The sequence below is a fragment of the Stenotrophomonas sp. YAU14D1_LEIMI4_1 genome (genome assembly GCF_003086815.1).
Taxonomy (GTDB): domain Bacteria; phylum Pseudomonadota; class Gammaproteobacteria; order Xanthomonadales; family Xanthomonadaceae; genus Stenotrophomonas.
In genome coordinates this window covers 1,891,248-1,903,927 of record NZ_CP025997.1, presented here as the reverse complement: position 1 = coordinate 1,903,927, position 12,680 = coordinate 1,891,248, and the positions used below count along the sequence as shown (strand labels likewise).

General features: G+C 68.6%; 11 protein-coding genes. 2 read left to right on the top strand and 9 right to left on the bottom strand.

Annotated features, from left to right (window positions below):
- Positions 1–26 precede the first annotated feature (26 nt).
- Both C1932_RS08850 and hisS read right to left on the bottom strand, forming a co-directional pair.
- Entirely contained in the window at positions 27–335 is a 309-nt protein-coding gene (locus C1932_RS08850) for a YerC/YecD family TrpR-related protein (protein WP_108763403.1), read from the bottom strand.
- Between the two features lie 340 nt (positions 336–675).
- Positions 676–2,070 (bottom strand): histidine--tRNA ligase, encoded by a 1,395-nt coding sequence (gene hisS / locus C1932_RS08845; protein WP_108761870.1) that lies wholly within the window; start codon positions 2,068–2,070, stop codon positions 676–678.
- Between the two features lie 140 nt (positions 2,071–2,210).
- Between hisS and C1932_RS08840 the strand changes: the two genes are divergently transcribed.
- Entirely contained in the window at positions 2,211–2,963 is a 753-nt protein-coding gene (locus C1932_RS08840) for a helix-turn-helix domain-containing protein (RefSeq protein ID WP_108761869.1), read from the top strand.
- Between the two features lie 79 nt (positions 2,964–3,042).
- Here the strand turns inward: C1932_RS08840 and thrC are convergent, their stop codons facing one another.
- The 5 genes from thrC to C1932_RS08815 form a co-directional block, all read right to left on the bottom strand.
- Positions 3,043–4,329 carry a threonine synthase gene (gene thrC / locus C1932_RS08835; protein ID WP_108763402.1) on the bottom strand — a complete coding sequence of 429 codons (1,287 nt, stop codon included), beginning with the start codon at positions 4,327–4,329 and terminating at the stop codon, positions 3,043–3,045.
- Between the two features lie 29 nt (positions 4,330–4,358).
- On the bottom strand, positions 4,359–5,273 hold the full coding sequence (locus C1932_RS08830; RefSeq protein ID WP_108761868.1) for a homoserine kinase: 915 nt from the start codon (positions 5,271–5,273) through the stop codon (positions 4,359–4,361).
- Positions 5,270–7,774 (bottom strand): bifunctional aspartate kinase/homoserine dehydrogenase I, encoded by a 2,505-nt coding sequence (thrA, locus tag C1932_RS08825; protein WP_108761867.1) that lies wholly within the window; start codon positions 7,772–7,774, stop codon positions 5,270–5,272. The genes C1932_RS08830 and thrA overlap by 4 nt, the downstream gene beginning before the upstream one ends.
- Before the next feature lie 348 nt (positions 7,775–8,122).
- Positions 8,123–9,073, bottom strand: a complete 951-nt coding sequence (locus C1932_RS08820) for a DMT family transporter (RefSeq protein ID WP_108754788.1) — start codon at positions 9,071–9,073, stop codon at positions 8,123–8,125.
- 445 nt (positions 9,074–9,518) lie between these two features.
- Positions 9,519–10,217: an AraC family transcriptional regulator gene (locus C1932_RS08815; RefSeq protein ID WP_108752937.1), complete on the bottom strand. Its 699-nt coding sequence runs from the start codon at positions 10,215–10,217 to the stop codon at positions 9,519–9,521.
- A gap of 91 nt (positions 10,218–10,308) precedes the next feature.
- Between C1932_RS08815 and C1932_RS08810 the strand changes: the two genes are divergently transcribed.
- Entirely contained in the window at positions 10,309–11,109 is an 801-nt protein-coding gene (locus C1932_RS08810; RefSeq protein ID WP_108763401.1) for a DUF6491 family protein, read from the top strand.
- On the opposite strand, the gene C1932_RS08805 is transcribed toward C1932_RS08810, so the two are convergent.
- Both C1932_RS08805 and C1932_RS08800 read right to left on the bottom strand, forming a co-directional pair.
- Entirely contained in the window at positions 11,106–12,158 is a 1,053-nt protein-coding gene (locus C1932_RS08805) for a linear amide C-N hydrolase (RefSeq protein WP_108757708.1), read from the bottom strand. The two genes, C1932_RS08810 and C1932_RS08805, sit on opposite strands and share 4 nt — an antisense overlap.
- 83 nt (positions 12,159–12,241) lie before the next feature.
- Entirely contained in the window at positions 12,242–12,661 is a 420-nt protein-coding gene (locus C1932_RS08800) for a BLUF domain-containing protein (RefSeq protein WP_108761866.1), read from the bottom strand.
- Positions 12,662–12,680: the final 19 nt, after the last annotated feature.

The window sequence follows — 12,680 nt, the reverse complement described above, 5'->3', positions numbered from 1 at the left end:
TCTCGAAGTTCGGAACGGGGCGCGGATCAGCGCGAAGCAAGGCGGTCGATGGCGGCGGCATAGCCTCGATGGCCATGCTCGAGCGTGCGCGCGACGCGTCCGGTGGTGGTCACGCTGACCCCGGTGCGTTCGTGGATCTCGCGGTAGGGCACGCCCTGCTGCAGCAGCGGCACGACCTTCCAGCGGTCGGCCATGGCTTCCAGTTCGGCGGGGGTGCACAGGTCACGCAGGAAGGCTGCCACCTCTTCCGGGGCGCGCAGGGCGGCAAAGGCTTGGGCCAGCGCGCCCAGGTCGGCCTGCGGGTCTTTGGCGGCAATGTCGGGGCGGGCTTTCACGGGGTCGATCTCGTGCATCAATGTAATAGCGCGTTAGTACATTAACGCATTCTTGCGCAGTGCGTCAAATCTGGGGGGGGGTTGTGGGCAGGGCTGCGCCCTGCACCCGCTGTAGAGTCGAGCCATGCTCGACTGAAGCAACAGCAAAAGCTGGTTTCCTGGGGTTGGCGGGATGGGTCCACCCCGCCTTCGACAGTTTCCTGCGAGCTGTTGGGAGGGCATGGGGTCGGATCCGTTTTCTGAAGGAAGACGGCTCTGACCCCGGAACGCGGCCCGGAAACAAAAACGCCCACCGGGTGGTGGGCGTTTCGTGGCGTGTCGGCGTGCGGCCAACCGGCCGTTACATCACCTTCGACTGTTCCAGCTCGACCTGCAGAGTGCTGGCCAGTTCGTCGCGGGAGACTTCGAACTGCTGCTCGCGCACCAGGTCCTTCACCGCCACCACGCCGCGCGCCAGTTCGTCCTCGCCCGCCAGCACCACGAAGCGGATGCCGGCCTTGGCCGCGTACTGGAACTGCTTGCCGATCTTCTTCGGCTCCATCTGCACTTCGGTGTTGATGCCACCGCTGCGCAGGCGGCGGGCGATGTCCAGCGACTGCGCCATGCCCTGCTCGTCCATCAGTGCCACCAGCGCCTGCACGCTGCTGGCTTCGATGCCGTCGATCAGGCCGGCTTCGCGCAGCTGCCAGAACAGGCGCGACAGGCCGATGGAAATGCCCACGCCCGGCAGCTTGGACTTGCTGTAGTGGCTGGCCAGGTCTTCGTAGCGGCCGCCCGAGCAGATCGAGCCGATCTGCGGGTGGTCGGTCAGCGTGGTTTCGTACACGGTGCCGGTGTAGTAATCCAGGCCACGGGCGATGGAGAAGTTCAGGCAGTACGCGCTTTCCGGCACGCCCAGCGCCTGCACCAGTTGCAGCACTTCGCGCAGTTCGGCCACGCCGGCGCGCAGGGTGTCCGACGATGCGGCATTGGTTTCCAGCGCCGCCAGCTGGGCCAGCGCATCGGCATGGCCCTGCGAACGCACGGCCACGAACGCCAGGATCTTCTCGACCTGTTCGGCCGGAATCCCGAAGCCCTCGCCCACCAGCGTGTCGCGCACGTAATCGGCGCCGCGCTTGTCCAGCTTGTCCACTTCGCGCAGCACCGCCAGCTGGCGTTCGCCCTCGGCCACGCCCAGGCTTTCGAAGAAGCCGCGCATCAGCTTGCGGTTGTTCAACTGGATGCTGAAATCGCCGATGCGCAGTTCCGAGAACACCGCATGGATGACCGCCAGCACTTCGGCGTCGTAACGCACGCTCAGGCTGTCCTTGCCGATCACATCGATGTCGCACTGGTAGAACTCGCGGAAACGGCCACGCTGGGCACGTTCACCGCGGTACACGCGCTGCATCTGGTAGCGACGGAACGGGAAGGTCAGTTCGTGTTCGTGCTCGGCCACGTAGCGGGCCAGCGGCACGGTCAGGTCGAAGCGCAGCGCCATTTCCGGCAGCGAACGGTCGCCCGATTCGGCCGCATTGGCCAGCGCACCGGTGGACTGCACGAAGTACACCTGGCGCTCGGTTTCGCCGCCGGACTTGGTCAGCAGCACATCGGACAGCTCGAACACCGGGGTCTCCACCGGCAGGAACCCGAAGCGCTCGTAGTTGCGGCGGATGACGTCCAGCATGCGCTGGAACGCAATCTGCTCGCGCGGCAGCAGTTCAAGGGTGCCGGGCGGGGTACGGGGCTTGATCACGGGGCAGAACTCCTGCAGGAACGGGAACGTGGGAGGGGGCGACATTCTAGCGCCCCGCATCGCTCAGGCGCCGATCAGGGGCCGTCTGGCCGCATGAAGTATCATAAGGCCCTCCCCCGCCCGCGATCTGCCCCTGCACCATGTCCCGGCCCGACGGCGCCCTGCCCGCTGATCCCTCCTCCGCTGCACCGTCCTGCACCACGCTGGACTGCCTGCACTGCTCGGTGCGGCATCTGGCGGTGTGTTCGGCGCTGTCGCCCGACGAGGTGCAGGCGCTGGAACAGGTTACGGTGTCGCAGCAGGTGGCCGTGGGCAGTACGCTGGCCCGCAGCGGTGAAGAACGCCTGCATGTCTATACATTGACCGCCGGTGCGCTGCGCCTGGTGCGCACCCTGGCCGATGGCCGCCGCCAGATCAGCGGCTTCGTGCTGCCCGGCGATTACCTGGGCCTGAGCGGCAGCGACCTCCACCGCTACGATATCGAAGCCATTGCGGACAGTCGCGTGTGCCGGGTGGCGATGCCGCAGATGCGCGCCCTGCGCGGGCGTTACCCACATCTGGAACGCAAGCTGCTGCAGCGCGCCTGCCAGGAACTGGACGCCGCGCAGGACGCGGCGCTGGCCCTGGCCCGTCTGCAACCGGCAGAGAAGCTGGCCGATTTCCTGCTGCGCCTGGCCGCGCGCGAGGCCCGCCTGGGCGGCGATGGCCTGCGCGTGCAGCTGCCGATGGGCCGCGGTGATATTGCCGATCATCTGGGCCTGACCATGGAAACGGTCAGCCGCACCTTCACCAAGCTGCGCCAGCAGGGCCTGATCGCCCTGCCCCATCTGAACGTGGTGGAGATCCAGGACGAAGACGGCCTGCGTGCGCTGGCCGGTGACGGGCTGCTGTAACCGCGGCCGCCGGGCATGGCCCGGCGCTACTCCCTTCGCCGACCTTCGGTAGCGCCGGGCCATGCCCGGCGGCGCTTGATCAACGCAACAACACCTCGCGCAACGTGTTGTAATCGGCTGGCAACGGCTCGGCATGCGCCGGGCGCTGCAGCAGCGCATCCAGCGCCGGCGGCACCGCCACGGCTTCACCGATCAACGGCTCCACCACCGCCTCGAACTTCGCCGGGTGCGCCGTGGCCACCACCGCCCAGTCACCCTTGGCACCACGCACGCGCAGATCGCGCAGCACCTTCACTGCCGTGGCCGTATGCGGGCAGAACAGTTCGCCATGGCTGGCGTGTTCGCTGGCAATGGTCGCGCGGATCGTCACATCGTCCACGCTGAACGCACGGAACGCGGCGCGCAGTTCGGCGTCATCGTCGTTGTACAGCCAGCGCAGGCGCTCGAAATTGCTGGGGGCACCGACGTCCATGGCATTGGCCACAGTAGCCACGCTGGCCTGCGGCTGGTAATCGCCGCCGTTGAAGTAGGCTGGCAGCACTGCATTGGCATTGGTGGCCAGCACGATCTGCCCGATCGGCACCCCCAACGCGCGCGCCAGCACCGCCGCCATCGCATTGCCCAGGTTGCCGGTCGGCACCACCAGGTTCAGGCGGCGCCCGCTCTGCGTGTGGTGCACCAGCGCGGCATGCGCGTAGTAGCTCATCTGCGGCAACAGACGGCCCAGGCTGATGCTGTTGGCCGAACTGAGCGGCACCTGCGCCTGCAGCGCGGTGTCGGCCAACGCCTGCTTGGCCATGGCCTGGCAATCATCGAACGAGCCGGCCACGCGCAGCGCCTGGATGTTGTCACCGAAGCAGCCCAGCTGATGTGCCTGGCGCGGCGATACGCGGCCGTCGGGATACAGCACCACCACGCGCACGCCCGGCTGCTGGTGGAAGGCCGCGGCCACGGCCGCACCGGTGTCGCCTGACGTTGCCACCACGATGGTCAGATCGCGGTCCTTGCCGGCCTGCAGGCGCGACAATGCACCGGCCAGGAAGCGTGCACCGATGTCCTTGAACGCGGCCGTGGGCCCATGGAACAGCTCCAGCACATGGTCGCCGTTGCCCAGCGCACGCAGCGGCACGGGGAAATCGAAGGCCTGTTGGCAGATTGCCGGCAGCGCATCGGCCAGTGCATCGCCAGTGAAGAACGGTGCCAGCAGATCGGTGGCGGTCTCAGCCAGCGACGCGCCGGCCTGCAGCACGCGCGGTGACGGCAGGCGCTCGGGCACGTACAGGCCGCCATCGGGAGCCAGCCCGGCGGCGATGGCCGCACTCAGGCCAACGGCCGGTGACTGGCCGCGGGTCGATACGAATTGCATCACGTCGGTTTCCAGAAGGGGGGAAGGATTCAGCACAGGTGGGCTCCCGGGGCATCCAGCGGCGAGACCCAGGCCTCGCTGTCCAGGCCGGCGGCCGCAAACGCGGCACGCACCGGCGCCGCCGCGGCCCGCGCGCGGTCGGCATCGTCGAACCAGGCGAACACGCTGGGACCGGCACCGGAAATGCCCGCGCCCATCGCCCCCGCCGCCAGTGCCGCCTCCTTGGCGGCATCGAAGCCGGCAATCAAGCCGGCGCGCCGCGGCTCCACCAGCACATCACGCAGGCCGGCCCGCACCAGCTCCGGATCACTGCGATGGCAGCCGCTCAGTACCAGGGCCAGGTTGGCACTCTGCGCAACGAACTCGCCCAGGGCATAGCTGCCCTGCAGCGCCTGCCGCGCACGCCGCGTTTCCAGCACGGCCTGCGGGTGCACCAGCAGGCTGTGCCAACTGGCCGGCACCGGCACCGGCACCAGCCGGTCGGCGGTGCACAGCGCCAGCCCGCCCAGCAGCAGCGGACCCACGTTGTCGCCGTGGCGGCCGCCACTGGCCACCGCTTCGCCATCCAGCGCATGCGGGTACAGCGCTGCGCGTGGCAGCGGCGAATCCAGCAACGCGTTGGCCGCCACCAGAGCGGCCACGCACGAGGCCGCCGAACCGCCCATGCCCGAGCCGAACGGAATGCCCTTGTCGATTTCGATGGCGAAGCCGAACTCCAGGCCCAGCGCTTCACGCAGCGACATCAGTGCGGCGCCGGCGGTGTTGCCGGCGGCGTCCAAGGGCAACGCAACTTCGCTGCCGCGGATCGCATCGATGCGCACCAGCGGGTCGGCGATGCGGCGCACGGTTACGGTATCGCCCACCCCGGCGATGGCGTGGCCGAGGATGTCGAAGCCCACGGCCACGTTGGCCACCGAGCCCGGCGCGAATGCACGTGCGATCACAGCCGCGCTCCTTCACCGGCAGCCACTCGCAGCAGGTCGGCGAAGACACCGGCGGCGGTCACTTCCGGGCCAGCGCCCGGGCCCTGCACCACCAGCGGGTTGTCGCAGTAACGGCGGGTACGGAACTGCACCACGTTGTCGGTCAGCCGCAGGTTGGCAAAGGCGTGCTCGGCCGGCAGCTCCTGCAGGCCCACCGACGCACCATCGGCGCCCAGCCGCGCGACATAGCGCAGCACTGCGCCACGCTCGCGCGCGGCCTGCAGGCGGGCCAGCAGTTCTGCATCCGAGTGGCCCAGCCGCGCCATGAATTCGTCCACGCTGCCCGCGCGCAGGGCCGCCGGCACCAGGCTTTCCACCTGCACCTGTTCCAGGCTGAGTGCGTGCCCGGCCTCGCGGGCCAGGATCACCAGCTTGCGCGCCACGTCCACGCCGGACAGGTCATCGCGCGGGTCCGGTTCGGTGTAGCCCATCGCACGCGCCTGCGCCACCAGTTCCGAGAACGGCTGGCTGCCATCGAAACGGTTGAACAGCCAGGCCAGCGTGCCCGAGAAGATGCCTTCGATGGCCAGCACTTCATCGCCGGTGTCCACCAGGTCGCGCAGCGTGGTGATCACCGGCAGGCCTGCGCCCACCGTGGCTTCATAGCGGAAGCGCGCGCCGCTGGCCGCGGCCGCCGCGCGGATGCACTGGTAGCGCGCCAGCGGCCCGGCCCCGGCCTGTTTGTTCGGGGTGACCACGTGGATGCCGGCAGCCAGCCAGTCGGCATAGCGCTCGGCCACCTCGGCACTGCCGCTGCAGTCGATCACCACCGCATGCGGCAGGTGCGCGGCCAGCAGGTGTTCGGTGAAGGCATCCAGATCACTGGCCTGGCCGTTTTCCTGCAGCGCGGCGCGCCAGTCGGCATGCAGCACCTCCGCTTCCAGGCGCATGCGCGAACGCGAGGCCAGTGCACGCACGCGCAGATCGACATTGGCCTTGGCCAGCAGCTGCGGGCGCGCGGCCAACAACTGGTCCAGCAAGGCCGCACCCACGTTGCCCGGACCGATCACGCCCACCGCGAAGGTCTGCGGCGATAGCCAGAACCCGGCATGCGCGGCGCGCAACGCACGCGGCGCATCGGCGCTGGACACGGCCACCGAGATATTGCGCTCGGACGAGCCCTGGGCGATGGCCAGGATGTTCACCTGGGCGCGACCCAGCGCTTCGAACAGGCGCGCGGCCACGCCCGGCTGGCCGGCCATGCCGTCACCCACCGCGGCCAGCACGCTCACTTCGTCACTCACCTGCACCCGCTGCACCTGGCCCACCGACAGTTCATGGGCAAACGCCTGCAGCAGCGCCTCGTGGCCACGCGCCGCCTCGGCGCCGCGCACCACGCAGCAGATCGAATGTTCCGACGACCCCTGCGAGATCATCACCACTGACACATGCGCCTGGCGCAGTGCGGAGAACACGCGCTCGGCGGTACCCGGCACGCCCATCAGGCCGGTGCCTTCCAGGTTCAACAGGGCCAGGCCGGGGCTGAGCGTCAACCCCTTCACCGGCCCACGCGGCGAGCGCTCGGCACTGATGCGCGTGCCCGGATGCAGCGGCTGGAAGGTGTTGCGGATGATGATCGGCATGCCCAGGCGGATGGCCGGCGACATCGTCTGCGGGTGCACCACCTTGGCGCCGAAGTAAGCCAGTTCGCAGGCTTCGTCGTAGCTCAGCGCTTCCAGCTGCACCGCCTCGGGCACCAGCCGCGGATCGGCCGAGAGCACGCCGTCCACATCCGTCCAGATATGCAGCTCATCGGCGTTGAACAAGGCGGCGAAGATCGCGCCGGAATAGTCGCTGCCGTTGCGGCCCAGCGTGGTGATGCGATCCTGGCCGTCACGTGCCACGAAACCGGTAGCCACCACCCGCGCCTGCGGGTGCTGCAGGCGCCAGTTGGCCAGCCGGTCGGCGCTGGCCTCCCAGTCCACGTCCACGCCCAGTTCGCCGTGGCCGACCACCAGCACGTCGCGCGCGTCCAGCACCGCGCAGTCCTCGCCCAGCGCCCGCAGGTGGCTGCCCAGCAACTGTGCGGAAAACACTTCGCCCAGGCCCTGCACGCGGTCCAGCACCTCGCGCGGCAGTTCGCCGATCACCGCCAGCGCGGCCAGCACCTCGGCCAACTGGTCAAAGCGCGCGTCGATCCATTCCACCGTCTCGCCCACCTGCTCGCCCAGCAGCGCCACGGCCGCGCCGCGGTGCCGCGCACGCACCGCATGCCAGGCATCGCGCCAGCCCGCGTCGCCGCGCGCGGCCAACTGGGCCAGTTCGATCAGCGCATCGGTCACGCCCTTCATGGCCGACACCACGGTGACCTGCAGTGCCTCGGGGCGGGCCAGCAGCAGACCGGCTACGTGGCGATAGCGCTCGGCATCGGCCACCGACGTGCCGCCGAATTTATGCACGACAGTGGAAGGCGCGGCCAGATCGAGGTGGGCACCGGAATGGGCGGGGGCGTTGGCGGACATGCAGACCTCATTGGGAGGCCCCGTCGCATGCAGGTGTCGAGTTTCCCCGCCACCTGGATGGTGCGGGGCCGTGGTTTTCGGGAGTTACACGAAGACGACGGGCCGCACCAGGGCAGTGGTGACGGTGGTGGTGGTAATGGCGACCGGCGCAGTCGAGCGGCCCGCGGTAGCGGGGGCGATCAGGCTGGCAAGGGCGGCATCGAGAACCATGGCGCACAGAAAACACCGTGCGCCGGGGCGCTGTCAAGTGTTGCAGCGCAAAATATTCCTGCGGCGATCATCTGCCAACGTGCCGCCATTTGGTTGCATCTGTGACGAAGCGGCGATCAGGGCGCGCACGGCGCGCAATCACCCGGCATGTTCGGCGATCGCGCGCGGCGCACGGTGTGCGTGCGCACACAACAACACCCCGGCCACCAGGCAGACGATGGCCAGCGCCTCCAGCAGGGTCGGCCAGCGCCATTGCCAGGCGAACGCGTATAGCAGCGCAAACAGTGTTTCGAACACGATCATCTGCCCGGTCAGGGTGAGCGGCAGCAGACGGCTGGCGCGGTTCCAGAAAGCATTGCCGATCAGCGAGGCAAACACCGCCACGCCGGCACTGATGCTCCAGAACAGCGTCCACTGCGCTGGGCTGTGCGCCGCGCTCTGGCCGGTGAACGCCATCGGCACCAGCAACAGGGCCAGGCCGCCGGTGGTCACGCCGGTCAGCATGGACCAGTCATGGCTGGAAAGATCGGGCCGCCGCGCCAGCCAGCGGCTGTTGCCCACCGAATACACCGCCCACGAGAACAGCGCACCAAACGCGCACACCAGACCCAGCACCCGCTGCCGCCACGGCGTGGCCAGGTGTTCGGACATCAGCGCCTCCCAGCCCACCAGGATGACCCCGAGCACGCACAGCCCCAGCGCCGGCAACAACTGCTTCAGCGGCACCGCACCCTGCTCGCGCACACCCACCAGGGTCACCACCACGGGGATCAGCCCGACGATGAGCGAGGCCGCCGCACCACCGGCCCACTGCACGGCGGTGGCCAGCAGCAGGAAGTACACCAGGTTGCCGGCCAGGCTGAGCCACAGCAGGCCCCGCCATTCGGCGCGGCCCAGTTTCGGTGCCAGCCGCTTCCAGCGCGGCAGCAGCAGCACCAGCGCAATCAGGCCGTAGACCAGATAGCGGCCGGCCGACAGCTGCAGCGCATTGAACGAACGCAGCACGGCAGGGGCGAGGAAGACCACGCCCCACAGCGCGCCGGCGGCAACGCCATTGGCGATGCCCAGGGCCATCGGGTTGTTGCGCATGAACACATCGGCGGGGGAAGGACAGGCCGCGCAGTGTAGGCGGCGCCGTCGCGCGCGTCTTGACCGAGGCTACTGCCCCACCCCGTCGCGACGGCGCTTACCGCGCCCAACGGCGGTTGCCCTCGCTTTTCGTAGCGTCGAGCTTGCTCGACGGCTGTTGCTCTCCGCTCTTCGTAGCGTCGAGCTTGCTCGACGGCTGTTGCTCTCCGCTCTTCGTAGCGTCGAGCTTGCTCGACGGCTGTTGCTCTCCGCTCTTCGTAGCGTCGAGCTTGCTCGACGGCGTTCCAGCAAGAGCCGTCGAGCAAGCTCGACGCTACCAAAGCCATTCACCGCCCGTGTCCGGTCGTTCCGCCTCAAGGCCATTCGCCGCCCGGGTCCGGTCGTTCCGCCACAAGGCCATGCCGCCTAAGTCACGGCGTTTCGCTGCAGCCCAACGCCGCCCGAATCAAGGCACCTCACCCCGCCGCCACGCTGCCGGGGTCATCCCGGTTTCCCGGCGCAGGGCACGGGTCAGCGCGCTCTGTTCCGAATAACCGGCCGCCAGCGCGATCTGGCTGATCGGCGCGGTACTGGTCAACAGCTGGTGCTTGGCCCAGCGCAACCGGTTGGCACTCAACCAGGCCTGCGGGCTGACCCCGAACTCACCCAGGAACAGCGCATGCAGGCGGCTTTCACTCACCCCGACAAACCCCGCCATGCGCGCCACCGGCCAGTGCTGGCCCGGTTCGCGCTGCACCGCCGCGCACAGGCCCTGCAGCCGCGCGCCACTGCCGGCCGGGGCGAACGCGTGCAGCAGGTCCGGCAGCAGTTCCGGCACCGCCTGCCCCGCCTGCACATGGGCCAGGCGCTGGCGCAGGCGCTGCGGCAGGTGCAGCCAGCGTTGCCGGCACAGGTGCTCCTGGGTGGCATCGTCCAGCACGCCCGGGCCGCAATCGACGATCACGAAACCGTTCGGCCCCTGCGCCATCTGGTCATGCGCCTCGCCGGCGGCCACGAAGGCGCCCTGCAGCAGATCCAGCCGGCCGCCATGGCCTTCCATCTCGAACTGCAGTTCGCCCTGCAGCGGCAGCACCCACTGCGCGTAGTCGTGCCGGTCCAGCCCGGTGGCCTGGCCGTAGTGCCGCAGGTGGAAGATCGCGCCCATCGGCGCAGTGTGCGCGTGCCGCCCGGCGGCGGCAATACTGACATGGGCCCGTGCTATGGTCGGCGCCATCCACACCCACCGGGATCGCACGATGAAGGAACGTCTGCTGCCGATCGCCCTGGCGCTGCTGCTGGCCAGCCAGCCGCTGTCTTCCCTGCGCGCGCAGGACGCGCGGACGCCGCCCGCCCCGCACTGCGTGGATGCACGCAGCGTGCAGCAGGTCGAACAGGATACCGCCGGGTCCATCGCCGTGCGCGATGGCCGCGACCGCGCCTTCCGCATCGACTTCAGCACTGCCTGCCCCGGTGTGAACCAGGCCGAAGCCCTGCGCCTGGAAGCGCCACAGGGCTGGGCCTGCGGCACACCCGGCGAACAGGTGGTAGTCGATGGCCGCCGTTGCGCGGTGAGCACGGTCACGCCCATCGACAACCGTACCTTCGCCCTCACCGCGCGTGAAAGCAGCCGCCAGTTCGCCGATACCCTGCCTACGGTTACGGTGGAAGCCAAAGGCACGGCGCGCCGCACCGACGATCGCGGCCGACACACCTTCCAGACCTCATCGGCCGTCTGCTTTGCCACCCGCCACGTGCGTGGCTGGAGCGAAACCCCCGAAGGCGTGGAGGTGGAAACCAACCCGCGCCGCAACGGGGGCCACCGCTATTACACGGTTGAACTGGCCAGCAGCTGCTCGATCCTGGCCGGCGCCACCGAGGTCGATTTCCAGTCCGGGTTCCAGAACGGGCTAATCTGCGGCAACCCGCGCGATCGCATCGTGCTGCAGCCGTCGGGCATCGAGAACGATGCCCGCTCCTACGGCCCGCGCTTCGCACGCCCGGGCTGCGACATTCTGGCCGTCTACCCGAGCGACAACAAAGGCCCCGCCGCGCCCTAGCCGTCGGTGCCCAGGAACGCGAACGGCTTGCTGGGCTGGAAATGGGACAGCGCATCACCGGCAAAGGTGTTGCGCTGGTCCGGGCCCAGGTCCAGTTTCAGTACCGGCCCGGCGAAGTCGATCTTGTTCAGGTCCACCCAGAATGTATTGGGCGTGAGCGCCGATTCGAAGAAATACAGGCGCCGCTTGTGGTCGGCCACCGTGCGCCAGCGGGTGGACGAAATATTGGGCTCGCCCGGCGTGGTGATGCCGTAGGGCACCGATGCATTGCGGATCACGCTGAACACACTGGCCAGCGCCACCACCGGGTCTTCCGCCTTCGGAATTGCATTGATGTAGAACGAAGCACGCGCGAAGCGGTCGGCCGAGCGGTTGGTACCGGGCAGCATCACGGTGCCGCCGATCTGCTTCCAGTAGGCGTTCAGGGCCAGCTGCTCATCGAAGATGGGCGAGTTGGTCATCACCTGGTAGCGGCGGTCGTGGTGGATCACCTGGCGTCCGCCGATGTACTCGACGATGGCGCTGTCACCGCTGGCATCGGACAGGGACAGGTGCAACGTGGCCTGGCGATCTTCGCCGGGCACCTTGTCGGTCACGATGGAATACGGCTCGCGTTCCAGCGCGGCCACCGCCTCCTGCACCGTGGCGAAATTGTCCAGCACGTACTGCGCCCACAGCGAAATGGCCAGGCCCGGCTTGTTGCTGCGGCTCTTGGGGTATTCCGATTCCACCAGCCACAGCAGGTTGGCGACCAAGCCCTTTTCGTTCATGCCATCGGTGGTGGACACGTCGTAGCCGGTCGCCACCACGCTGCCGTAGCGCGCCTTCCAGGCAATCGACTTCGGCCCGGCCTGGCCATTGCGTTCAATGCCCCGTGGCAGCACGTACAGGTTGGTGGCCACATCCACCTTCCAGTCCATGGAGCGGGCGGTGATCACATCACCATTGTCCCCCAGGTACACCGCGCGCGTACACGCCAGTGCCGGTGAAACCGCCGCTGCCAGCGCCATTGCCAGCATCGCCCTGCCCTGCCACTTCATGCGCGCCATGTCGTGCTCCATTCCCCGGGGATCAGCCGATGAAAGCGCGGCGCTTGTGACCTGCGAGTGAAGTGGTGCGCCCGGGACCGGTGTTACAGCGCCGGCTGCACGATCTGCGCCAGCAGATCGATGGCGGTCGGGCCGCCGGCATCCCCCGCCAGCGTGCGCGCGAAACCGGACCAGTCACCGGCGGCCAGCTGCCGCAGCAGGGAGGCCTCCACCGGCAGCACGCGCATTGACCAATAGGGGAACTGCCGCTGGCCCAAGTGCCCGCGCGCAAGCTCCATCAGATCGTGGTGACTGCCCGCGCGCAGGATGCGTTCGTACACCGAATCGATGCCATCGGGCGGGCCCTCGATGTACTGCAGGAAGCGCTGGCCATCATGGAGCAGCACGCCGGTGACGCCCGCCATCTTGTTGAAACGTGCCGCGTCGTCCACCAGCGCGTGCATGCGTTCAACCGGAAGATCTGCCTTTGCCTGGCTGACATAGGCGATGGCGCACAGTGGCATGGGGCGTCCTTGACCAAAG

What these genes read in the sequence shown, in the direction of transcription:
- C1932_RS08840 (WP_108761869.1), top strand. Translation starts at nt 2,211, where the DNA reads ATGTCCCGGCCCGACGGCGCCCTGCCCGCTGATCCCTCCTCCGCTGCA.
- thrC (WP_108763402.1), bottom strand. Translation starts at nt 4,329, where the DNA reads ATGCAATTCGTATCGACCCGCGGCCAGTCACCGGCCGTTGGCCTGAGT.
- thrA (WP_108761867.1), bottom strand. Translation starts at nt 7,774, where the DNA reads ATGTCCGCCAACGCCCCCGCCCATTCCGGTGCCCACCTCGATCTGGCC.
- C1932_RS08820 (WP_108754788.1), bottom strand. Translation starts at nt 9,073, where the DNA reads ATGCGCAACAACCCGATGGCCCTGGGCATCGCCAATGGCGTTGCCGCC.
- C1932_RS08815 (WP_108752937.1), bottom strand. Translation starts at nt 10,217, where the DNA reads ATGGGCGCGATCTTCCACCTGCGGCACTACGGCCAGGCCACCGGGCTG.
- C1932_RS08810 (WP_108763401.1), top strand. Translation starts at nt 10,309, where the DNA reads ATGAAGGAACGTCTGCTGCCGATCGCCCTGGCGCTGCTGCTGGCCAGC.
- C1932_RS08805 (WP_108757708.1), bottom strand. Translation starts at nt 12,158, where the DNA reads ATGGCGCGCATGAAGTGGCAGGGCAGGGCGATGCTGGCAATGGCGCTG.
- C1932_RS08800 (WP_108761866.1), bottom strand. Translation starts at nt 12,661, where the DNA reads ATGCCACTGTGCGCCATCGCCTATGTCAGCCAGGCAAAGGCAGATCTT.